Source organism: Variovorax soli NBRC 106424 (genome assembly GCF_001591385.1).
Classification (GTDB): domain Bacteria; phylum Pseudomonadota; class Gammaproteobacteria; order Burkholderiales; family Burkholderiaceae_C; genus Variovorax; species Variovorax soli.
This window is the reverse complement of record NZ_BCUU01000027.1, coordinates 14,236-35,102: the sequence shown is the minus strand read 5'-3', so window position 1 is coordinate 35,102 and position 20,867 is coordinate 14,236. Positions and strand designations below refer to the sequence as shown.

General features: G+C 68.4%; 19 protein-coding genes. 8 read left to right on the top strand and 11 right to left on the bottom strand.

What is annotated here, in order from left to right:
• Window positions 1-21 precede the first annotated feature (21 nt).
• Both VSO01S_RS10545 and VSO01S_RS10540 read left to right on the top strand, forming a co-directional pair.
• Complete coding sequence (locus VSO01S_RS10545) at window positions 22-1,365, top strand: MFS transporter (protein ID WP_068642084.1); 1,344 nt, start codon at window positions 22-24, stop codon at window positions 1,363-1,365.
• A gap of 64 nt (window positions 1,366-1,429) precedes the next feature.
• Complete coding sequence (locus VSO01S_RS10540; protein ID WP_068642082.1) at window positions 1,430-2,620, top strand: hypothetical protein; 1,191 nt, start codon at window positions 1,430-1,432, stop codon at window positions 2,618-2,620.
• A gap of 14 nt (window positions 2,621-2,634) precedes the next feature.
• Here VSO01S_RS10540 and VSO01S_RS10535 read toward each other — a convergent pair whose 3' ends face one another.
• The 6 genes from VSO01S_RS10535 to VSO01S_RS10510 all read right to left on the bottom strand — a co-directional run bounded on the left by VSO01S_RS10535 (window position 2,635) and on the right by VSO01S_RS10510 (window position 8,086).
• The gene (locus VSO01S_RS10535) at window positions 2,635-3,441 is read right to left on the bottom strand and encodes an ABC transporter ATP-binding protein (protein WP_068642080.1); all 807 of its coding nucleotides are present in this window, start codon (window positions 3,439-3,441) and stop codon (window positions 2,635-2,637) included.
• Window positions 3,438-4,505, bottom strand: a complete 1,068-nt coding sequence (locus VSO01S_RS10530) for a dihydrodipicolinate synthase family protein (RefSeq protein ID WP_068642078.1) — start codon at window positions 4,503-4,505, stop codon at window positions 3,438-3,440. Before VSO01S_RS10530 ends, VSO01S_RS10535 begins: the two co-directional genes overlap by 4 nt.
• A gap of 30 nt (window positions 4,506-4,535) precedes the next feature.
• On the bottom strand, window positions 4,536-5,381 hold the full coding sequence (locus VSO01S_RS10525) for a GNAT family N-acetyltransferase (protein WP_068642076.1): 846 nt from the start codon (window positions 5,379-5,381) through the stop codon (window positions 4,536-4,538).
• Window positions 5,368-6,429: an NAD-dependent epimerase/dehydratase family protein gene (locus VSO01S_RS10520; RefSeq protein WP_084241804.1), complete on the bottom strand. Its 1,062-nt coding sequence runs from the start codon at window positions 6,427-6,429 to the stop codon at window positions 5,368-5,370. Before VSO01S_RS10520 ends, VSO01S_RS10525 begins: the two co-directional genes overlap by 14 nt.
• Window positions 6,426-7,241, bottom strand: a complete 816-nt coding sequence (locus tag VSO01S_RS10515; RefSeq protein WP_084241803.1) for an ABC transporter permease — start codon at window positions 7,239-7,241, stop codon at window positions 6,426-6,428. The genes VSO01S_RS10520 and VSO01S_RS10515 overlap by 4 nt, the downstream gene beginning before the upstream one ends.
• Window positions 7,242-7,369: 128 nt before the next feature.
• Window positions 7,370-8,086 (bottom strand): TetR/AcrR family transcriptional regulator, encoded by a 717-nt coding sequence (locus VSO01S_RS10510; protein ID WP_068642074.1) that lies wholly within the window; start codon window positions 8,084-8,086, stop codon window positions 7,370-7,372.
• A gap of 90 nt (window positions 8,087-8,176) precedes the next feature.
• Between VSO01S_RS10510 and VSO01S_RS10505 the strand changes: the two genes are divergently transcribed.
• Entirely contained in the window at window positions 8,177-9,178 is a 1,002-nt protein-coding gene (locus VSO01S_RS10505; protein WP_068642072.1) for an ABC transporter substrate-binding protein, read from the top strand.
• A 10-nt stretch (window positions 9,179-9,188) separates the two neighbouring features.
• Here the strand turns inward: VSO01S_RS10505 and VSO01S_RS10500 are convergent, their stop codons facing one another.
• Both VSO01S_RS10500 and VSO01S_RS10495 read right to left on the bottom strand, forming a co-directional pair.
• Window positions 9,189-10,058: an amino acid ABC transporter substrate-binding protein gene (locus VSO01S_RS10500; protein WP_068642070.1), complete on the bottom strand. Its 870-nt coding sequence runs from the start codon at window positions 10,056-10,058 to the stop codon at window positions 9,189-9,191.
• 114 nt (window positions 10,059-10,172) lie between these two features.
• Window positions 10,173-11,096 (bottom strand): LysR family transcriptional regulator, encoded by a 924-nt coding sequence (locus VSO01S_RS10495; protein ID WP_068642068.1) that lies wholly within the window; start codon window positions 11,094-11,096, stop codon window positions 10,173-10,175.
• 105 nt (window positions 11,097-11,201) lie between these two features.
• Between VSO01S_RS10495 and aptA the strand changes: the two genes are divergently transcribed.
• Together aptA and VSO01S_RS10485 are read left to right on the top strand one after the other, a co-directional pair.
• Window positions 11,202-12,548 carry an omega-aminotransferase AptA gene (aptA, locus tag VSO01S_RS10490; protein ID WP_068642066.1) on the top strand — a complete coding sequence of 449 codons (1,347 nt, stop codon included), beginning with the start codon at window positions 11,202-11,204 and terminating at the stop codon, window positions 12,546-12,548.
• A gap of 43 nt (window positions 12,549-12,591) precedes the next feature.
• Window positions 12,592-14,103, top strand: coding sequence for a CoA-acylating methylmalonate-semialdehyde dehydrogenase (locus VSO01S_RS10485; RefSeq protein WP_068642064.1), 1,512 nt, complete (start codon window positions 12,592-12,594; stop codon window positions 14,101-14,103).
• A gap of 186 nt (window positions 14,104-14,289) precedes the next feature.
• Here the strand turns inward: VSO01S_RS10485 and VSO01S_RS10480 are convergent, their stop codons facing one another.
• Both VSO01S_RS10480 and VSO01S_RS10475 read right to left on the bottom strand, forming a co-directional pair.
• Window positions 14,290-15,195: an SIR2 family protein gene (locus VSO01S_RS10480; protein ID WP_245684177.1), complete on the bottom strand. Its 906-nt coding sequence runs from the start codon at window positions 15,193-15,195 to the stop codon at window positions 14,290-14,292.
• A complete protein-coding gene (locus VSO01S_RS10475; protein ID WP_153305213.1) occupies window positions 15,170-15,937 on the bottom strand; it encodes an OBAP family protein in 768 nt (255 codons plus the stop codon). Before VSO01S_RS10475 ends, VSO01S_RS10480 begins: the two co-directional genes overlap by 26 nt.
• Window positions 15,938-16,145: 208 nt before the next feature.
• On the opposite strand from VSO01S_RS10475, the gene VSO01S_RS10470 reads away from it, so the two are divergent.
• From VSO01S_RS10470 to VSO01S_RS10460, 3 genes are all read left to right on the top strand, one after another.
• Window positions 16,146-16,916, top strand: coding sequence for a FadR/GntR family transcriptional regulator (locus tag VSO01S_RS10470; protein ID WP_068642060.1), 771 nt, complete (start codon window positions 16,146-16,148; stop codon window positions 16,914-16,916).
• Between the two features lie 108 nt (window positions 16,917-17,024).
• Window positions 17,025-18,455: an amidase family protein gene (locus VSO01S_RS10465; RefSeq protein WP_068642058.1), complete on the top strand. Its 1,431-nt coding sequence runs from the start codon at window positions 17,025-17,027 to the stop codon at window positions 18,453-18,455.
• Between the two features lie 19 nt (window positions 18,456-18,474).
• Window positions 18,475-19,470: a tripartite tricarboxylate transporter substrate-binding protein gene (locus tag VSO01S_RS10460; protein ID WP_068642056.1), complete on the top strand. Its 996-nt coding sequence runs from the start codon at window positions 18,475-18,477 to the stop codon at window positions 19,468-19,470.
• 14 nt (window positions 19,471-19,484) lie between these two features.
• On the opposite strand, the gene VSO01S_RS10455 is transcribed toward VSO01S_RS10460, so the two are convergent.
• The gene (locus VSO01S_RS10455; protein WP_068642054.1) at window positions 19,485-20,849 is read right to left on the bottom strand and encodes an NAD(P)/FAD-dependent oxidoreductase; all 1,365 of its coding nucleotides are present in this window, start codon (window positions 20,847-20,849) and stop codon (window positions 19,485-19,487) included.
• Between the last annotated feature and the right edge of the window lie 18 nt (window positions 20,850-20,867).

Genomic DNA, 20,867 nt, shown 5'->3' with positions numbered 1-20,867 from the left:
CTACACCGACAGGCACGAGACATGAACGCCACCACCCTCGGCTGCGCCGCAGCGCAGACGGCCGACCGCTTATCCCAACCTGGCGCCCCTGCTGCCGCCGCTGCGCCGTCATCGCGCATCAGCCGCAAGGCGGTGGCCGCCGCTGTCGCCGGCAATGCGCTGGAGTTCTACGACTTCGTCATCTACGCCTATTTCGCGGTCTACATCGGCAAGACCTTCTTCCCGGTGGGCGGCGAGTTCGGCAGCCTGCTCGCGGCAGTGGCGACCTTCGGCGTGGGCTTCTTCACCCGTCCGCTGGGCGGGGTGCTGATCGGCGCCTTTGCCGACAAGGCGGGCCGCAAACCCGCCATGATCCTGACCGTGGCGCTGATCACCGTCGGCACGCTGGGCCTGGCGGCCATGCCCGGCTACGCCAGCATCGGCATCGCGGCGCCGATCATCGTGGTGTTCTGCCGGCTGCTGCAGGGCCTGGCCCTGGGCGGCGAAGTGGGGCCGGCCACCGCGCTGCTGATCGAGGCCGCGCCCAAGGGGCGCCGCGGCTTTTACTCCAGCTGGCAGATTGCCAGCCAGGGGCTGGCGGTGGCGGTGGGCGGCTGCCTGGGCGTGGCCCTGTCGCTGGCGCTTTCGCCGGAGCAGCTGGCCGCCTGGGGCTGGCGCGTTCCGTTCCTGTTGAGCCTGCTGCTGGTGCCCATTGCCATCTACATCCGCCGCAGCCTGCCCGAGACGCACGAGAGCGCTGTCGAACGCAGCGGCACGTCCATCGTCGCTTCGGTGTTCCGCGAGCATCGCAAGATCCTGCTGCTGGGCGTGCTGGCCACCGCCTCGACCGCCGTCGCTTCCCAGGTGGGCAACTACATGGTGACCTATGCGGTGCAGGTGCTGAAGCTGCCGGCCGCGGTGGCGCAGGGCAGTGTGCTCATGGGCGGGCTGATGACCTTCGCCTTTGCGCTGGTGGGCGGTGCGCTGTGCGACCGCTACGGCCGCCGCCTGGTCAACGCGCTGCCGCGTCTGGCGCTGCTGGTGCTGATCGTTCCGCTCTTCATGTGGCTGGCCGGTACGCCCAGCATCGGCACCCTGCTCATCGTGACGGCCATCCTGGCCGCGCTCACCGCCATGTTCGGCACCGCCGGCCTGGTGCAGGTGCCCGAGCTGCTGCCCATTGCGGTTCGCAGCACCGGGCTCTCGCTGGTCTATGCCATCGGCACCTCGATCTTCGGCGGCACCACGCAGTTCGTCGTCACCTGGCTGCTGGCCGTCACGAAGAACCCGATGGCGCCGGCCTGGTACGTGGTCGCCATGAGCGCCATCAGTATCTGGGCCATGTGGCTGCTGCCGGAGTCGCGCGACGTCGACGTGCAGCGCTAGTTCCTTCCCGGCTTCCCCCGGCGTATGCTTGCCGGCGCTTGCGGCGCCGCCGCCCGGGGAGCTTATGGCTGTTGTTGATGCGATAGGAGAGCAGGCGGGCGCGGCGCCCCGCGCCACGACCCGGTGCATCCGCAGTCCCGCCTGGGACCTGGTCTGGATCCTGAACCCGCTGTGGCTGGTGCCGCTGGTGCTGCTGCTGGCCCAGGGCCATGAGGATGTGCGCGGCAGCCCCGTCGATGGGCTGTTCTTCGTGCTGACCGTGCCGCTGTGGTTCGGCCACCGTGTGTCCTCGGCCTGGCTGGCCTATGCGACGCCGGCCTACAGGCCGCTGCTCGCCAGCCAGAAACTGCGCTTCGTCGTTGCTCCCCTAGTCATCACCGCCGCCTGTTTTGCCGCGATGCTGCTGCCCGAAAGCGTGCTGCCGATGCCGCTGGAAGAGCGCGTCGTGTGGCTGGTGGTGCTGGACTTCGTGCTGGTGAGCCACCATTTCGCGGCGCAGCACTTCGGGCTGCTGAGCCTGTACCGCGCGCGGGCCGGACGCGCCTCGGCGCCGAACGTGCGGCGGCTCGACCGGTGGTTCTCGCTGGTCGTGGGCGGCGGCCTGGTGGTGCTGGCCCAGGCGCTGACGGGGTCCATCGCCTTCCAGGAGCGCTGGATCGACCCGTGGCTGGGCGCGGCCGGGTCGGACCTGCTGGCGCGCATGCCGCACGACGGCGGCATCGCCCTGGTCGTGGCGCTGGCCGGGCTCGTGCTCGGCGTGGAGCTGCGCTCGGGCGCCCCCTCGCTGCCGCGCATGGCCTATGTGCTGGGCCTCGCGGCGATGGTGCTGGTGGCCTTTCTGGCACAGGCACCGTTCCTGTTCATCGTGCTGTGGAGCGTGCAGCACTGGAGCGCCGCCATGGGCCTGGCGTCGCTCGCGGCCTCCGGTGGAGACCAGACGGCGACCGGACGCTGGCAGCGCTTGCTGGCGCCGATCAATCGCCGAAGCTGGGCCGTGCTGCTCGTCCTCGCGCTCATTTCGGTCCTGCTGCTGCCCGTGCTGGAAGTGGAGGCCGTGCCCGACGACTACGTCTATGCCGACCGCATCTTCGGCGAGGCCGCCTGGTGGCTGCGCTCGTCGCCCTTCGTGCCGGCGCTGCTGGCCCTGGGCTTTGCGAGCGGCTTCATCCACTATCTGCTGGACCGCGCCGCCTTTCGCTTTTCTTCGCCCGAAGTGCGGCAGGCTGCGCGCGGCTTGCTGAAGTCCCCCGGCTAGCGTGCTGCCTTGGGCTATTCGACCCCGAGCAGGTCGTAGATCCGGCGCACATAGCCGCCGAACGCCGGGCTGGTCTTGACGTGCAGCCGCCGGGGACCGGGCAGCTCGATCGGGAAGAAGTCCGCCATGCGGGCCGGCCCCGCGGTCAGCACGGCGCAGTGCGAGCCGAGAAACACCGCCTCCTGGATCGAATGCGTGACCACGATGAAGGTCTTGCCCGTTTCTTCCCAGATCCGCAGCATCTCCAGGTTCATCTTCTCGCGGGTCAGGGCGTCCAGCGCCCCGAAGGGTTCGTCCATCAGCACCAGCTTCGGGTCGTGGATCAGGGCGCGGGCGATGGCCGCGCGCTGCTGCATGCCGCCCGAGAGTTCGTAGGGCAGGCTGTCCGCGAAGCCGGCCAGGCCGACCATCTCGAGCAGCTCGTGCGCGCGCGCCACGGCCGCCTTGCGCGGCAGGCCCAGGATGTCCGCCGGCAGCAGCACGTTGTCGAGGATGGTGCGCCACTTCAGCAGCACCGGCTGCTGGAACACCATGCCCACGTCCCGCCCGGGCTGGAAATCCTCGCCGCCGCCCACCTGCAGCAGACCGCCATCGTGCCCTTGCAGGTCCGCCAGGATCTTGAGCAGGGTGGACTTGCCGCAGCCCGACGGGCCCACCAGCGACACCATGTCGCCCGCGTGGATGTCCATCGACACGTCCGACACGGCCAGAAATTCCTCGTTCTTCTTGCGGTAGACCTTGCGCAGCTTGCGCATGCGAATGAGCGGCTGGTCGGCATCCGCATCATCGGCCAGCGTCCTGCGTTGTGCGGCGGCGTTCATGCCAGCCACCTTTGCAGATTGGCCTTGACGAAGCCGTCGTCGCTCAGGTCGCCGTGCAGGCGGTAGACGCGGTCGATCTCGCCGGCCTGGCCCTTGCCGAGTCCTTCTGCCGGGTCCAGGCACCAGATGCCTTCCAGCAGGCCCTGGCGGCGCAGCACCTCATGGCAGCCCGCGATGCAGCCGTGGAAGTTGTTCGCCACGTCGAAGAAGGCCGCATTGCAGTCGGTCACGCGCGAATCCAGGGCCAGCAGGTCCGCGCCCGGCACGCCGCCGTTGCGAGCCAGCTCTTCCTTGATGCGGGCCAGCTGGGCCACGGCGCTGGCCGTCCACACCGACCAGTGGCCCAGCAGCCCGCCGCGAAAGCGCACCTGCACGGGCGCGCCGTCGCGCATCGCGGAAAAGGGCAGCGCCAGGTCCAGCACGATGTGGTCATCGTTGCCCGTGTAGAGAAACACGCGGTCCTCCGCTCGGGCCTCGACGACGCCGCGCACCACGTCCACCGTGCGGTAGCGGTTGAACGGCGCCACCTTGATGGCCAGCACGTTGGGAATGAGAGCGAAGCGGCGCCAGAAGTCGCTGGAGAGCACCGGCCCGCCCACCACGGTCTGCAGGTAGAAGCCCACCAGGGGAATCTCGCGGCTCACGGCTTCGCAATGGGCGATTAACTCGTCCTCGGATGACGAGGCCACCGCTGCCAGGCTCAGCAGTCCGGCGTGGTAGCCGAGCGAGACGGCGGTCCGGGCCTCGGCCAGCGCCTGGCGGGTGGGGCCGCACAGGCCGGCGATCATGGCCATGGGGCGCTCGGTCCATGCGCGCTGGTCCTCGATGGCCGCGCGCAGCACGGTCTCGTACAGGCCGCGCTCGCGGATCGCGAACTGGGTGGTGTGCACGCCCACCGCCAGGCCGCCGGCGCCGGCATCGACGTAGTAGCGCGTCAGGGCGCGCTGGCGCCTCCTGTCGAACTGCCGCCCGGCGTCGAGGGCCAGGGGATGGGCCGGAATGACCGCGCCCTCGGCCAGCAGGCTGAGCACCGAGGCGGGAATGTCGGATCGTTGCAAGGGCATGGCGTCTTTCGATAAGGAGTAGGAGGGGGGCTAGCCGTATTCCGGCCCGGCGATGGCGTGGATGAAGGCGTTCTGGCCCGTTTGCACGTCGTCGCCCAAGGCCATGCGCGTGAAGGTGCGCACGCGCGAGAAGCCGCAGGCCTGCAGGTGCCGATGCATCAGCGGCCGCTCGTCCGGCACGTCGATGAAGAGCGCATGCGCGGTGCTGCCCGCGACGTCGGTGAGCAGTGCGGCCGCATGGGCTTCGTCCTGCGCGAGCATCGGCCCGATCTGCTGCGCCAGGCGGCCCGCCCGAACGAAGCAGAAAGCCTGTGCATGCCGCACGATGCGGCTGCCGGCGCGCGCGGCGATCTGCGAGAGCATGCGCTCGCGCAGCAGGCCCAGCGTCATCGCGTCCAGCGCCGCCAGTGCTTCCAGCGGCGCGGGGGTGTTGGCCAGGCCGCGCGCCGCGGCTTCCATGGCAGGCCGCTGCCAGCGCGAAAGGCGCCATAGCGGCGCAAAGCCAAACTGCGCGTAGAGCTTCTCGCCGGCGGGCGTGGCGTCGAGCATGGCGACGCGGCCGGCTGCCTGCACCGTGCGCAGGCAGGCCTCGAACACCTGGCGGCCCAGGCCCTGGCCGCGCAGCTGCGGGGCCACGAGGATCATGCTGATCCAGGCCGTGCCGGGGTCGAGTGGAAGAACCGCGCCGCTGGCGGCGATGCGCCCTTGCGGGTCGCGCAGGACAAGGACCGTGCCCTGGCGGACAAACAGTTCCCAGTCGTCGCGCGTCTGGTTCCATCCGCTGGCGGCGACCAGTGCATCGAGCATGCGGGCGCTGTCGGCATGCAGGCCCGGCAGCACCTCGATCTGGAACTCGCCGAGTTCAGTACTTCCCATCGCGCGACTCGAACTTGGTCGGCTTGCCGTACAGGCGCTGCTCGCGCGAGATCCAGTCCGCCACCCAGCCGATGAGCTGCGACAGCGGCACCTTCGGGTAGCCGAACAGGCGCTCGGCTTCCCCGGTGTTCATGAGCCAGGCGGTGGGCGCCTCTTCGCCGGTGATGCGCACCGGCTTGCGGAAGCGGCGGGCGAACTCCTCGGCCAGCCAGCGGATCGAGGTGGTCTCGGGGCCGCTCACGTTCAGCGGCGAGGTCGGCACGGTGGCCGCGGCCAGGCAGCGCAGCGCCTGCGCATTGGCATCGCCCTGCCAGATCACGTTGACGTGGCCCATGGTCACGTCGACCGCTTCGCCGCGCCAGACCTTGCTGGCGACGTCGGCCAGCACGCCGTAGCGCAGGTCGATGGCGTAGCTCAGGCGGAACAGGCGGCCCGGCGTGCCGTGCTCGCGCGAGAAGTACTCGAACATGCGCTCGCGGCCGACGCAGGAGTTGGCGTACTCGCCGGGCGGATCGGGCGGGGTGTCCTCGGCGGCGCCCTGGCCGTTCACCGGCACGAAGGGGTACACGCAGGCGGTGGAGAAGGCCACGATGCGCGAGGACTTGAAGGTCTGCGCGACCAGCGCCGGCACGTGCGCGTTCATGGCCCAGGTCAGGGGGAAATCGCTGCTGCCACCGAACTTGCGGCCGGCCATGAAGATCACGTTGGGGCACTGCGGCAGGCGTGCCAGCGCGGCCGCGTCGAGCAGGTCGCAGGCGATGGTCTCGATGCCGTGCGCCTGAAGCATCTCGCGCGTGCCGGCTTCGCTGAAGCGCGCCACCGCGATCACGCGGCGGCCCGGCGCCATGGCGTTGCGCGCCAGGCGGGCCAGGGTCGGCCCCATCTTGCCGCCCACGCCGAGAATGAGCAGGTCGCCCTCGACACGGGCGAGGTCGTCGATGAGGTCCTGCGAGGGCGTGGCGAGGAAGTCTTCCAGTGCCTCTTCGGTCTCGAAGGCCGTGGGAAAACTGCGCGGGTCGAGCACGCGCGATGCGGTGAATGTGGTCATTGGATTCTTGCGTCCTGGGTGATGAAGTGCCGCTCCAGCCACAGGACCAGCAGGTAGAGCAGCACGCCGAGACCGGTGATGAGCAGCACGGCCATGAAGACGGCGGGGGTGTCCAGCGAGGCCTGCACCTGGATCATCAGGTAGCCCAGGCCCTTGTCGGATGCGATGAACTCGCCCACCACCGCGCCGGCCACCGCCAGGATGGTGGCGACCTTCATGCCGGAGAAGACGTAGGGCAGGGAGCCGGGCAGCTGGATGTAGCGGAACAGCTGCCAGCGCGAGCCCTTGAGCGCCCGCACCAGGTTCAGCAGGTCGGCTTCGGTTTCATTGAGGCCGCGGATGGTGGTGAGCAGGATCGGGAAGAAGCACAGGCTGAAGGTGATCAGGATGTTGGGCCCGATGCCGTAGCTGAACCACACGATGATCAGCGGCCCGAGCGCCACCTTCGGAATCATGTTGAGGGTGACCAGCAGCGGAAACACGAGCAGCATCAGCCGGCGGCTGGTGATGAAGAGCAGGGCGCACAAGATGCCCAGTACCAGCCCGAGCGCATAGCCGCCGAACACCTCGACGGCGGTGACGCCGGTGTTGCTCAGCCAGTGGTAGCTGGGGTTGCCCAGCGTGGCCAGCACTTTCGACGGCGCCGGCAGGATGAAAGGCTGGATCGAGAACACGCGCACCGCGGCTTCCCACAGGAAGATGCATGCCACGTGGACCGCAATGATCGCGCCCCAGCGGTGCCACGAGGGCTGGTCGCCCGAGGCGGCGGACCGCGTGCTGGGCGCCGGCAGGGTGGTGTCGGAGGCCGTCATATGAAGTTCTTCCTTGCCCGGCCATGCGGCCGCTCACGGAAATCATAGGAGTCGCTCCGGTGCGTGTCAACCAAACAGTTGATTAATTGCGCGGACCCGGGCCGGCCGGCTCGGCGCGAGCCTGCGGCTCAAGGCCTCAAGGCGTTCAGCGCGAACTCGATGACGTGCCGCCGGCGCTGCGCCAGCGCGGCGCGCGACCCCAGCCGCTTGCCGAAGATCGCCGAGAGTGTGAAGTTGTTCGAGAAGAAGAAGTACGAGATGCCGGCGATCGAGATGTAGAGGTTGATCGCGTCGAAGTCGGGGCGGAAGACGCCGGATTTCACGCCGCGCTCCAGCGTGGCCTCGAGCATGTCGATGAAGGGCGAGTGCATCTTCTGAAGCCGCTCCGACTCGAGGATGTGCTGGCCCTGGTTGCGGTTCTCGTCGGCCAGCAGGGCGATGAACTCGGGATGCTCTGCGAGGTAGTCGAAGGAGAAGCCCACGAGCTGGGCCATGGCCTCTTCCGGGGCGAGTTCTCCCAGCGACAGGCGCTGCTCCTTCTCGCGGATCTCGGCATACACCGACTCCAGCGCCACCAGGTAGAGCCCCTGCTTGCTCTCGAAGTAGTGATAGACCAGCTGCTTGTTCACCCCCGCGGTGCTGGCGATCTCATCGACGCGCGCGCCAGCGAATCCGTTGCGCGAGAACTCGGCCACCGCGGCAGCGATGAGCGCTTCGCGGGTCGCCGCGGCGTCGCGCCGGGCGGGCCCGGCCGTGTCCTTGGCGCTCCTGGCGCTCTTCGCGCTGTGGGGCGCGGGCTTCGATGCGGGGCTTTGCGAACGTGACTTGGAAGCAATGGAGGCCATGCGTTATCTCGTTTTCCGGCAATTGCTAATCAACCAAACAGTTGGTAATATAAATTCTACCGTTGACCCAACCATTCTGGAGTGAACTTCATGCGAGCGCGACTTTCCTTCGTCCTTGGCGCTGTCGGCGCCACCTTGCTCGCGGCAGCGGGTGTGGCCCGGGCCGCCGAGCCGATGAACCTGATGCTCAACTGGACGCCCACCGCCGACCACTCCCCCATCTACTTCGCCAAGGCCAAGGGCTGGTACGCGGAAGCGGGCATCGACCTGACGATCGAGGCGGGCAAGGGTTCGACGGTGTCGGCGCAGCGCGTGGGCTCGGGCGGCGCCAACCTGGGCATCGCCGACCTGCCCACGGCCATCCAGGCGGTGGGCAAGGGCGCCGACCTGAAGGCCATCATGGTCATCTACGCCAACAGCCCGCAGGGCTTCTACTGGCTCAAGTCTTCCGGCATTGCGGGGCCCAAGGACTTTGCCGGCCGCAAGATCGGCAACCCGCCCGGCGATGCCGCCCGCCTGATGTGGCCGGCCTTCGCCAAGAAGGTCGGGCTCGATCCGGTGTCGGTGAACTTCGTGAACCTGAGCCCGCAGGCCAAGGTCGGTGCGCTCAAGACCAAGTCGGTCGACATCATCAGCGACTTCTACAACGAGCACGACCTGAAGGTTCGCGAGTTCGGGCAAGACCTGGGCTTTGTCGCATGGCGCGACATCGGGGTCAACGTGTATGGCAACTCGCTCATGGTCAACGGCGCCTATCTCGCGGCCAACGGAGATCGGGTGAAGAAGTTCGCCGCCGTGACGCAGCGCGCCTACGGCGCCTGCGTCAAGGACTTCCAGCCATGCCTCGATGCGCTCATGGCCAGCGTGAGCGGCCTGAACGCAGACAACCAGAAGGACCAGTGGGGTCGCATCAAGCAGCTGATGCGCGACGAGACCACGACCAAGGTCGCGCTGGGCGGCTTCGACGGCGCGCGGGTGGCTTCCGACTACGAGCTGGTGAAGTCGCTCATCGGCATCGACAAGTCGTTCGATCCGGCGGTGCTGTTCACCAACGACTACCTCGACAAGTCGATCCGCATGCCCGCGCAGTAGCGCGCGCCACCTACTCCGACAGCGCGTTCAGCACATACGTCGCCTCCACCAGCGACGATGGCCGTGCCCCCTGGGGGAAGGACTGGCGGAACACCTCGATGATCTCGCCGCTTCGGTAGACCTGCGACAGGCCGCGGTTGACGGCCAGGCGCAGGTCGGCGTCGCGGCGCATCATCAGCGCATAGGGCTCGATGGACAGGTAGTCGTCGCTGAGCTTGAGGGCCACGTCGGAAGGCCGGCCGAGCACCTCGCCCACCAGGATCAGCCGGTCGGTGGCGTAGGCGTCGACCTTGCCCGAGCGCACGGCGGCGACGCCTTCGGTGTGCGTCTGGATCGGCACGAACACTGGTTTGATGTTGCGTGCCGCCATGCCCTTGAGCACGGTGTCGGTGGTGGTGCCGGCAATCACGCCCACGCGCTTGCCATTGAGGTCGGCCGCGCGGTTGATCGAGGCCGAGGCCAGGGTGGCGAAGGAGGCGCCTTCCACCCAGATGGCGTTGCTGAAGTCCACCTGCTGCTCGCGCCCGAGCGTGCGCGTGGTGGTGCCGCATTCGACGTCCACGCTGCCGTCCGTCACGGCCTGCACGCGCGAGCTGGCGGTCACCGGCACCCACTGCACGTCCAGCTTGGCGAGCTGGAGCTGCGACTGGATCGAGGCCGCCACCTTCTGGCACAGGCTCACCGAGTAGCCCGCGGGCTTGCCGTCGGGGCCCTTGAAGGAAAAGGGCTGGGCATCTTCACGGTAGCCGAGCTTGAGCGTCTGGGTCTGGGCGACCCGTGCCAGCGCACTGCCGGGCGACGCGGCCGGCCCGGTGGCGCAAGCGCCCAGCAGACCCACGACAGGAACGAGCGCGCACAGCGCCAGGAAGCGAGCTTTCATCAATCCCTCCAGCCCCAACGTCAGGGCGGGCGGATTGTGCTCGGGCGGGGTAGGCCCCGGCAAGCTTCATCTGGGGCATGGACGCGCTCCTGTGGTCCGCGTGCGACGGCAGCCTCAGGCCGCCTGGTGGCTCAGCCGCAGCGCATCCATGAAGGTCGTCGTCAGCCGCGCCGGCGTGGACGACCTGCGCGAAATCGCGACGAACTGCACTTCATAGGTACAGGGCGGGCTCTCCACTTTCCGGATCAGCCCGCTGGCGACGAAGCTGGCCGCATAGTGGTCCGGCAGGAAGCCCAGGTAGCAGCCCGACAGGATCAGCGTGGCCACCGCCTCCTGGTCGCTGACGGTGGCAGTGCGGCGCAGGCGGAAGCGGTGCGTGGCCTCCATGTTGGGCGAGTGGAAGGCCAGGCCGGCGTAGTCGTAGTCCTGCAGCTCCTCCGAAGAAAGGTTCTTGTGGCCCGACTCGAACAGCGGATGCAGGCGCCCGCAGTACAGGTGCATGGTCTCGCGGAACAGGGGTTCGTAGTCCAGGCTGTCGGAGCGGCGGTGGTCGGGCACCACGGCCACATGCAGCCGCCCGTCCATCACGCGCGACTCGATGTCGATCAGCGTGCCGACGGTCACGTCGACCAGCACGTCCGGGGCGCGGCGGCGGAAGTGCCGGATGGCTTCGCCGATGCGGGCAGCGGGGTTGGTCACCGTCTTGTCGAACAGGCCGATGGACAGCGTGCCGACCAGACCGGCGTGCATGTCGCGCACACCCGAGCGGAAGGCCTCCATGGCGCCCAGCAGCTGCACCGCGCCGTCGTAGACGCGCTGGCCGTCGGGCGTCAGGGCGAAGCCGGCCCGGCCGCGCCGGCACAGCACCAGGCCCAGGCGTTCCTCCAGTTCCTTCACATGCCGGCTCACGGTGGAGCGGCCGATGTTCAGCTCCAGCTCGGCGGCCGAGAGCCCGCCGCACTGCACCACCGCCTGGAAGATGCGCAGCAGCCGGATCTCGGTGTCGCTGACCTGGCCAAGCAGGGCTTTCTTGACCATGAAAGTTTCAATCCTTTGAAAGTGAACTGGCAAAGAAGGCAGTTTACTGAGACTAACGCCGTCTCCAGAATCGGCCCCCATCCTCAACCCCGCCAGTGCCTCGCCATGGACCTCAGCGACATCTCCCGCGCCCATTCGCAACCCACCCCAGCGCAGCTCGACGCGTACTGGATGCCCTTCACCGGCAACCGGCAATTCAAGAAGGACCCGCGGCTGCTGGTGGAGGCCGACGGCTGCCACTACCGGGATGCCCGCGGCCGCCAGGTCTTCGACGGCCTCTCGGGCCTGTGGACCTGCGGCCTGGGCCATGCGCGCCCCGAGATCGTGCAGGCCGTGGGCGCCCAGGTGGCGAAGCTGGACTACGCGCCGCCCTTCCAGTTCGCGCACCCGCTGGCCTTCGAGCTGGCGCAGCGCATCACGGCCAAGATGCCGGCCGGGCTGGAGCATGTGTTCTTCGTCGGCTCCGGCTCGGAAGCGGCCGACACCTCGCTGAAGATGGCCCGGGCCTACTGGCGCCTGAAGGGCCAGCCCTCGAAGATGCGCCTCATCGGCCGCGCCAAGGGCTATCACGGCGTGAACTTCGGCGGCATCAGCGTGGGCGGCATCGGCGGCAATCGCAAGCTCTTCGGCGAAGGCCTGAGCGCCGATCATTTGCCGCACACCCTGCTGGCGAGCAATGCCTTCAGCAAGGGCATGCCGCCCAACGGCCGCGAGCTGGCCGACGAACTGCTGGAGCTGATTGCGCTGCATGACGCATCGAACATCGCCGCGGTGATCGTCGAGCCCTTTGCCGGCTCGGCCGGCGTGCTGGTGCCGCCCGTGGGCTACCTGCAGCGGCTGCGCGAGATCTGCACGCAGAACAACATCCTGCTGATCTTCGACGAAGTCATCACCGGCTTCGGCCGGGCCGGCGCGTGGACCGGCTCGGAGGCCTTCGGCGTGGTGCCGGACATGATCAACTTCGCCAAGCAGGTGACCAACGGCGTGATCCCGATGGGCGGCGTGGTGGCCACGGCCGAGATCCACGACGCCTTCATGGCCGCGGCCGGCGCGGAACACAACATCGAGTTTCCGCACGGCTACACCTATTCCGCGCATCCGGTCGCATGCGCGGCCGCGCTCGCCACGCTGGATGTGCTGGAGAAGGAAGATGCGCCCGCGCGGGTGCGGGAACTCGCGCCGGTGTTCGAGGCCGCGGTGCACGGGCTCAAGGGCGCGAAGCATGTGCTGGACATCCGCAACTACGGCCTGGCGGCGGGGCTGACCATTGCGCCGTATCCGGGCGAGCCGACGCGCCGCCCCTACGAGATCGCCATGCGCTGCTGGGAGAAGGGCTTCTACGTGCGCTTCGGCGGCGACACCATCCAGCTGGCGCCGCCTTTTGTCTCGAGCGCCGCGCAACTCGAGTCGCTCATCGGCGCCTTGTCCGACGCACTGGGCGAGCAGCCCTGAGCGTCCGGCCTTTTCAAAACCCAGTCAGAGCCAGAGATTCACCATGAGCATTGCAAATATCGAGCACTACATCGGCGGCTGCGTGGCAGCCAACACCTCGGGCCGCACGCAGGACGTGACCAACCCCGCCTCGGGCCGCGTCACCGGCAAGGTGGCGCTGGGCTCGGCCGAGGACGTCAGCGCCGCCGTGGCCGCCGCCCAGGCCGCCTTCCCCGCCTGGGCCGACACGCCCCCGGTGCGCCGCGCCCGCGTGATGTTCAAGTTCCTGGAGCTCTTGAACCAGCACCGCGACGCGCTGGCCCACCTCATTACCGCCGAGCACGGCAAGGTCTTCACCGACGCCCAGGGCGAAGTCACCCGCGGCATCGAGATCGTGGAGTTCGCCTGCGGCATCCCCCAGCTGCTCAAGGGCGACTACACCGAGCAGGTGTCCACCGGCATCGACAACTGGACGCTGCGCCAGCCCCTGGGCGTGGTGGCGGGCATCACGCCCTTCAACTTCCCGGTGATGGTGCCCATGTGGATGTTCCCGGTGGCCATCGCCGCGGGCAACACCTTCGTGCTCAAGCCCAGCCCCACCGACCCCAGCCCGTCTCTGCTCATGGCCGAGCTGCTCAGGCAGGCGGGCCTGCCCGACGGCGTGTTCAACGTGGTGCAGGGCGACAAGGTGGCCGTCGATGCCCTCCTGGAGCACCCCGACGTGAAGGCCATCAGCTTCGTGGGCTCCACGCCCATTGCCAACTACATCTACGAGACCGGCGCGCGCCACGGCAAGCGGGTGCAGGCGCTGGGCGGGGCCAAGAACCACATGGTGGTGATGCCCGATGCGGACGTGGACCAGGCGGTGGATGCGCTCATCGGCGCGGGCTACGGCTCGGCGGGCGAGCGCTGCATGGCCATCAGCGTGGCGGTGCTGGTGGGCCATGCGGCCGAGGCGGTGCTGCCCAAGCTGGTGGAGCGGGCCAAGGCGCTGAAGGTGCTCGATGGCGAGAACCTGGCGGCCGAGATGGGCCCGATCGTCACGCGCGCGGCGCACGAGCGCATCAGTGGCTACATCGAGCAGGGCGTCAAGGAAGGCGCCCAGCTGCTGGTGGACGGGCGCGGCTTCGACGGCAAGCAGGCGGGCCCCGGCTGCGCGGACGGCTTCTGGATGGGCGGCACGCTCTTCGACCACGTCACGCCCGAAATGCGCATCTACAAGGAAGAGATCTTCGGGCCGGTGCTCTCGTGCGTGCGGGTGCATGACTTGAAGGAAGCGGTGGCGCTGATCAACGCGCACGAGTTCGGCAACGGGGTCTCCTGCTTCACGCGCGACGGCAATGTGGCGCGCGAGTTTGCGCGGCGCATCCAGGTGGGCATGGTGGGCATCAACGTGCCCATTCCGGTGCCCATGGCCTGGCATGGCTTCGGCGGGTGGAAGCGCTCGCTGTTCGGGGACATGCACGCGTACGGCGAAGAGGGCGTGCGCTTCTACACCAAGCAAAAGAGCGTGATGCAGCGCTGGCCGGAGAGCATTGGCAAGGGGGCCGAGTTCACCATGCCGGTGGCGAAGTAACGGCCCTGGCAGCGAGACGCTGCGGCCGGGCACGCGGCCTGCCGAATGCCTCCATCCATCGGCGAAAAGGAGGTTCATGATGGTCATGAAGCGTTCCAGAGAAGACGAGGCGGTTGGCTCGCAGCCGCCGCAAGCGCCGCTGCCGACCGAGGCGCAGAACCGCGCTGCGGACCTGCAGTCGCAGGATCAGCGGCCGGCGAATCTCTCCATTTCGCCCGTGGGATCGTCGTCATTGAGCGCAAGGATCTCGATGCCCCATTGCGCAAGCACAGCCTGCTGCACATCATTGGCATCCGGCGTGACAAGGTATGACGGGGGTTGCGACGCATCGGGCACCGACGATCTCCACAGGCGCGCGAGCTTGTAGAAGAGATAGCGGATGTTCATGTCGCTCAGGCTGTAGCCCAGGAACACCACGGAGCGGCCGAGGATGTCCGCGCGCAGCTTGATGTCCAGTGGCGACTCGAATTCGAGCCGGCGAAAGTAGCTGCTTTCGTCCAGCACGATGGTGGCGTCATCGTCCAGGTCGCCATGGAACTTGATGATCTGGGTGGCACCCGGCTGGATGCGTGCCAGGTCGGCCACGCTGACGATCTTCGTGAAGGGGATGCCGTGGTGCTGGAAGGCACATTCCAGCCAGCGGTCGTAGTTCGTGGTGTAGATCAGCGGAAAGCGCCCCTTGGCCAGGAGCGCATGCACGCGGGAGCGGGCGATGTCGATGTCGCCGCGGTGCCACTGCCGGTCCATCCAGCTGCGCAGGGGGCCGATGCTGCCGTGCACGATCCGGAAATACTCCGCCAGCGTCAGGTAGCTGCCCTTTGCGCGGAATTCCTCGGGCGCGACTCCGAGTTCATGCGCCATGTGCTCCACTAGCGTGCCCCATGCCGGGAGCCCCAGGCCGGCCGAGATGCCCGAGCCCACGAACAGCACAAGCCTGGAGCGGCTGTGCGCCTCGCGCAACTCTTCCATCCGCTCGCTGATCGCCAGCTGCGCCGTCCTCTGATTGGCGACTCGGCGGGCCGACTTGCGCTTTGCAAGGGGCGCCGTGCCCGGCGCAGTGGGCGAGTCATCTTTTCGCTGGCGGCGGCTCATGGTGCGGCACCGGCCCCTCGATCTGGAATACCTCGCCGTGGCGCCACGCGTCGGCGGCAGGATCCACCTCGGGGCGTGGGAGCGCCTGTCGGTCCGCCCGTTTTTCCGCGCTGTCGATGCCCAGCCTCGCGTCGCGCTCGCGCACCAGGCGCTCGTCGATCTGCCCGTCGGCGGTGAAGCCCATCATGAGCTGAGGCACCCCGATAGGCAGCGCGTGGCCTTCATCGGTGTGCCAGGTATGCCACGTCTTGCCATAGGTGCCGACCAGCTTGGCCATGAGCGCCTTCTCGGCAACAGCCGGCAGACCCGGGCCCACCAGCTGGCCCGAATGCACCTCGTGCACATGGCTGTGCCAGAGCAGTTTCTCCGCGGGCGGCAGCGTCTGGAACAGCCGGGCACTCAGCACGTACTCGATGCCCATGAGCTTGGCGTCGCGGCGGCTGCCGTCGTAGATCACGCACTGGATCAGGTCCTCGCTGAGCACGTTGCAGTAGTGGTGCGCCTCCATCTGCGCTTGCGGGCGGCCGTTGTAGAAGTGGAAGCCGTCCAGGTAGGTGTCATGCGCGGCGATGGGCGTCTGCGACTGCAGCGCGGCGGCGCCGGCGGCGAGTGCTCGCGTCTTCGCCGTGGTCGGCTCGCCGGGCGCAGCGACGGGTGAAGGGGTTCCACCGTCGTGGCAGGCAGCGGCCAGGGCGCAGGCCAGCAACCCGATGGAGCGAAGAAGCGGGGAAGTGTTGTTCATGCGTTGGAGCATCCGTCGAAGCGTGGCTTCGCCATGCTCCGCGATGGCGCGTGGCAGGCCCATCGGAGGGCACTGCTTGTCGCAGTAGGAGGGCATGTCGAAACGTCGTCGCAGCCGGGCAGCCAAATGGGAGCTAGGGATTGCACGCATGGAAGCTCGCTTGGCTTCGTGAAATTATCCTATTTATCATCATAAATAGACTTCACGGATGCCACCCAGTCCCACACCGCGCATCTCGCGCACCAAGCGCCTGACGCGCTCCGCGCAGGTTGCCAATGACATCAAGCGCTGGATCGTCCAGTCGCACAAGAAGGTGGGCGACAAGCTGCCGCAGGAAGCGGCGTTGATCGAGCAGATGGGCGTGGCCCGCGGCACGGTGCGCGAGGCGCTGGCGGCGCTGCAGGCGCAGGGGCTCATCACCACCAGCACGGGCCCGAACGGCGGGGCCACGCTGACGCAGCCGCCCTACGAGCGCTGCCTGGAGGCGGTCTCCAACTTCATGTACTTCGAGCCGGTGGACATCGCGACGCTCTATGCGCTGCGGCGCGCGGTGGAGCCGGAGCTGGCCGCCAACGTCGCCACGCGGCTGACCGAGGCCAACCTGGCCGAACTCGACAAGCTCATCGGCGCCAGCCACCCGGCCCACGGCGGCAGCGGCGACTGGAACGAGCGGCGCGAAGCCGACCTGGTCTTTCACGACCGGCTCGCCGATGCGTGCAGCAGCCCCATGCTGGCGCTGTTCTGCCGGCTGCTCAACGACATCATTCGCCGCGTCATCGTCGTGCGCAATGCGCAGAAGGGCTTCCAGGCCTTCGACGACGACGTGTTCCACAGCCACTCCGCCTTGATGGACGCCTTCCGGGCGCGCGATGCCGAACGCGCGCGCGCCGTGATGCGCGAGCACATCGAGCAGACCGAAGCCCTTGCCCTGGAGGCCGAGACGCGGGTGCAGCGCGAGCGCCTGCTGATGGACTCGTAGCGCCCAGCCCCCACCCCTTTTTCGCGATCGCTTTTTTTCCTCGTCGATGGACGGGGCGGGCATCGCTTTGCCTCGTCAAACCAAGAAACAACCTGGAGATCCATCCGAATGAAGACAGACAAGCCCTTGTGGCAATGGCAGGCCACGGACATCGCAGCGGCCGTGCGGCGGCGCGAGATCTCGTGCCGCGAGGTGACGGCCAGCGTGCTGGCGCGCGCCCAGGCCGTCAACCCGCGCATCAACGCGCTGACGGAAGTGCTGGCGAGCGAAGCACTGGCCAGCGCCGATGCGGCCGACCAGCTGGCCGCCAGCGGCGCGGCGCTGGGCGCCTTGCATGGCGTGCCGGTCACCATCAAGGTCAACGTCGACCAGGCCGGCCATGCCACCACCAATGGCGCGCTGCCGTTTCGCGATCACGTGGCCCGTGAAGACGCGCCCGTGGTGGCGCACCTGCGCCAGGCCGGCGCCATCATCATTGGCCGCAGCAACACCGCCACCTATTCGTCCCGCTGGTTCACCGACAACGCGGTGCATGGCCGCACGCTGAACCCGTGGAATGCGCAGGTGACGCCCGGCGGCTCCAGCGGCGGCGCTGCGGCGGCGGTGGCTTCGGGCATGGGCGCGCTGGCCCATGGCAACGACATCGGCGGCTCGATCCGCTACCCGGCCTATGCCTGCGGCGTGGCCGGCCTGCGGCCCACGAGCGGGCGCATTCCGGCCTTCAACCCGAGTTCCACGGCCGAGCGCAGCATCACGCCCCAGCTCATGTCGGTGCAGGGGCCGCTGGCCCGCACCATGGCCGACCTGCGCCTGGGCTTTCACGCCATGGCGCAGGCCGATGCGCGAGACCCGAACTGGGTGCCGGTGCCGCTCGAGCTGCCCGCGCCGCCGGCGCCCATCCGCGTGGCGCTGTTCAGGCAGTGCGAGGGCGTGCCGGTCCACCCGGCGGTGCGCCAGGCGCTGGACGATGCCGCGCGCTGGCTCGAGCAGGCGGGCTACGTGGTGGAAGAAGCGCAGCTTCCGCACTTCCTCGAAGCGGCGGCGCTGTGGCGCACGCTGATCAACGACGACAGCCGCCGCAGCATCATCGCCGGCGTCGAGGCGCATGGCGACGAGGCCATGCGCCGCAGCCAGGCCTACATGCTCGCGGGCATTCCGGAAACCGGCCGCGACGCCTTCCTCGACGCGCTGGCGCGGCGCCAGACGCTGGCGCGCAGCTGGTCGGTGTTCATGGAACGCCATCCGCTGGTGCTGATGCCCGTGTCATGGCAGCCGCCGGCGCCGCAGGACGAGGACATCGCCAGCGCGCAGCGGGCCGAAGCGCTCATCGCCGCGCAAAGCCCGCTGCTGGCCACCGCCATGCTGGGCATGCCGGGCCTGTCCGTGCCCACCGGCGTGGCCAACGGCCTGCCCATGGGCGTGCAACTCATGTCATGGCGCTGGCGCGAAGACCTGCTGCTGCAGGCCGGGGCCGTCATCGAGCAGGCCGCTGGCTTCACCGCATTGCCCGAGCAACCGCTTTTCCAACACCACCACTGAAAGAGAGAGGGACTCCACCATGCATGAACGAGATTCCAGCGCACCGCGGCTGTCGCGCCGCACCTTCGTGGCCGCCGCTGCCGGCGCCGTCGCATTGCCGCAGGCCGCGATGGCGCAGCAGAACGTCAGCCGCATCCTCGTGCCGTTCCCGCCGGGCGGCCCGGCCGACTACATGGGCCGACTGCTGGCCGAGAAGATGAAGGACGCCATGGGCGGGCGCACGCTGCTCGTGGACAACCGCCCCGGCGCCGGCACGCGCCTGGCCACCGAGGTGCTGAAGAATTCGCCCGCGGACGGCACGGTGGCGCTCTTGACGCCGGTGGACCCGATGTTCATCGCGCCGCTCATCTACAGCAACCTGCGCTACGACCCGCAGGCCGACTTCAAGGCGCTCACCGATGTGGCGGGCGTGCAGTTCGGGCTGGTGGTCAACGCCTCGTCGCCGATCAGGAACGTGGCCGACCTCGTCAAGGCGGCCAAGGCCAGCGCGAAGGACTATCCGATTGCCATCAGCAGCCTGGGCACGCTGCTGCACTTCCTGGCGGCCGAGTTCGTCGCGCAGGCGCGCATCGACAGCACCATTGCGCCGTACCGCGGCGGCGCGGCGATCGTGACTGAACTGCTGGGCAACCAGATCGCCGCCGGCATGGATGCGACCACCTCCTTCGTCGAGCACCACCGCGCCGGCAAGCTGCGCGTGATCGCGGTGGCGGGCGAGAAGCGGGCCGATGCGCTGCCCGACGTGCCCACTTTCGCCGAGCAGGGCTTTCCCAGCCTAGTGGCCTCGTCGCGCTACCTGCTCTACGTGCGCGCCAACACTTCGGCGGAATCGCAGGCCCAGTGGGCGCAGGCCACGCGCCAGGCGCTGGCCATGCCCGATGTGCGCGAGAAGCTGGCCCGCGCCGGCTACGACCTGGTGGCCGGCGCCAGCGCGCAGGAGGTGGCGAAATACGCCAGCGATCTGGCGGCGCGCTGGACGCCCGTCATCAAGGCGTCCGGCTTCAAGGGCGAGTGAACGCGGGGCGCCTACTAACCCTCGGTCTGGATCGTCTCGCCCTGCAACCGGCCCATGTCGCGGATCGCGACATGGTGCCGGCGCCAGCCGCGCCAGGTGCGCCGCGGGTTGAACCAGGAGATGAGGTAGTACACCAGCTTGAAGCGGCGCAGGCCCCACCAGAAGGGCGTGTTGCCGTAGATGTCGCCGGCCAGCAGCGACAGCACCGCTTCCTTGATCCGCATGATGTTGTTCTGGTTCATGAACATGTCGCGGATGGTCGGGTTGGTGGCGCGGTAGATGAACCAGGTGTATTCGCGCGGTGCGCGCCGCACCATGGCCTCGTAGGCGCGCCGCGCCTTGGGGTACTGGGCGGGGCGTTCCAGCGCGGTGGCGATCAGCTCGGCGCCGTCGAAGGCGTTGTGCATGGCCAGCAGCACGCCGGTGGAGAACATCGGGTCGACGAAGGAAAAGGCGTCGCCCAGCATCAGGTAGCGTTCGCCCGTGGCATGCGTGCCGTCGTAGGCGAAGTTGCCGGTGGCATGCACCGCGTCGTCCACCAGCTCGGCGTTCTTCAGGCGGTCGGCCAGCTCGGGGGCCATGGCCAGGGTGTCGAAGAAGAACTCCTTCATCGGCTTGTCGCGCGACTTGAGGTAGTAGGGCCAGCACACCGCGCCCACGCTGGTGGTGCCGTCGGCCAGCGGAATGAACCAGATCCAGCCGTGCGGAAACCAGCAGATGCTGACGTTGCCCTCCAGCTTGCCCTCCAGGCGGCGCGCGTTGCGAAAGTGCGCGAACACGGCGGTGCTGTTGTGCTTGGGGTTCTTCTTCTTGCTCTTGAACTTGTTGGCCAGCACGGTGTCGCGGCCGCTGGCGTCCACCACGAAGCGGGCGCGCCAGCTGCGGCTGGCGCCGTCTTCCATGCGGGCCTGGATGGTGGCGCCGTCGCCATCGAACTGGACGTCTCGCACCTTGCAGCCTTCGACGGTGCGCGCGCCGCGCGCGGCGGCATTGCGGAACAGCACCTCGTCCATTTCGGAGCGGCGCACCTGCCAGGCCATCGGCATGCTCTTGTCCCAGGCGTCGCCGAACTCCACATAGCTGCGATGCTCATGCTCGAGCGAGACGAACTCGATGCCCCACTTCTCCATGCCGATGGCGTTGATCTGGTCGAGCACGCCCAGCTTGCGGAACAGATCCACATTGGCCGGCAGCAGCGACTCGCCGATGTGAAAGCGCGGGTGATGCTCCTTGTCCACCAGCACCACGTCGCGGCCTTGCTGCGCCAGCAGCGTGGCAATGGTGGCGCCGGCCGGCCCGCCGCCGATGACGAAGACGTCGCAGCCTTCGGTCATCGGCTGCGTTTCTGTGGAGGCAGTGGCGGTGGATGCGTCCGGCATGGCGAGGTTGGGTAATGT

Coding starts and splice junctions, on each gene's coding strand:
- VSO01S_RS10545 (WP_068642084.1), top strand. CDS start 22: ATGAACGCCACCACCCTCGGCTGCGCCGCAGCGCAGACGGCCGACCGC.
- VSO01S_RS10540 (WP_068642082.1), top strand. CDS start 1,430: ATGGCTGTTGTTGATGCGATAGGAGAGCAGGCGGGCGCGGCGCCCCGC.
- VSO01S_RS10535 (WP_068642080.1), bottom strand. CDS start 3,441: ATGAACGCCGCCGCACAACGCAGGACGCTGGCCGATGATGCGGATGCC.
- VSO01S_RS10530 (WP_068642078.1), bottom strand. CDS start 4,505: ATGCCCTTGCAACGATCCGACATTCCCGCCTCGGTGCTCAGCCTGCTG.
- VSO01S_RS10525 (WP_068642076.1), bottom strand. CDS start 5,381: ATGGGAAGTACTGAACTCGGCGAGTTCCAGATCGAGGTGCTGCCGGGC.
- VSO01S_RS10520 (WP_084241804.1), bottom strand. CDS start 6,429: ATGACCACATTCACCGCATCGCGCGTGCTCGACCCGCGCAGTTTTCCC.
- VSO01S_RS10515 (WP_084241803.1), bottom strand. CDS start 7,241: ATGACGGCCTCCGACACCACCCTGCCGGCGCCCAGCACGCGGTCCGCC.
- VSO01S_RS10510 (WP_068642074.1), bottom strand. CDS start 8,086: ATGGCCTCCATTGCTTCCAAGTCACGTTCGCAAAGCCCCGCATCGAAG.
- VSO01S_RS10505 (WP_068642072.1), top strand. CDS start 8,177: ATGCGAGCGCGACTTTCCTTCGTCCTTGGCGCTGTCGGCGCCACCTTG.
- VSO01S_RS10500 (WP_068642070.1), bottom strand. CDS start 10,058: ATGAAAGCTCGCTTCCTGGCGCTGTGCGCGCTCGTTCCTGTCGTGGGT.
- VSO01S_RS10495 (WP_068642068.1), bottom strand. CDS start 11,096: ATGGTCAAGAAAGCCCTGCTTGGCCAGGTCAGCGACACCGAGATCCGG.
- aptA (WP_068642066.1), top strand. CDS start 11,202: ATGGACCTCAGCGACATCTCCCGCGCCCATTCGCAACCCACCCCAGCG.
- VSO01S_RS10485 (WP_068642064.1), top strand. CDS start 12,592: ATGAGCATTGCAAATATCGAGCACTACATCGGCGGCTGCGTGGCAGCC.
- VSO01S_RS10480 (WP_245684177.1), bottom strand. CDS start 15,195: ATGAGCCGCCGCCAGCGAAAAGATGACTCGCCCACTGCGCCGGGCACG.
- VSO01S_RS10475 (WP_153305213.1), bottom strand. CDS start 15,937: ATGAACAACACTTCCCCGCTTCTTCGCTCCATCGGGTTGCTGGCCTGC.
- VSO01S_RS10470 (WP_068642060.1), top strand. CDS start 16,146: ATGCCACCCAGTCCCACACCGCGCATCTCGCGCACCAAGCGCCTGACG.
- VSO01S_RS10465 (WP_068642058.1), top strand. CDS start 17,025: ATGAAGACAGACAAGCCCTTGTGGCAATGGCAGGCCACGGACATCGCA.
- VSO01S_RS10460 (WP_068642056.1), top strand. CDS start 18,475: ATGCATGAACGAGATTCCAGCGCACCGCGGCTGTCGCGCCGCACCTTC.
- VSO01S_RS10455 (WP_068642054.1), bottom strand. CDS start 20,849: ATGCCGGACGCATCCACCGCCACTGCCTCCACAGAAACGCAGCCGATG.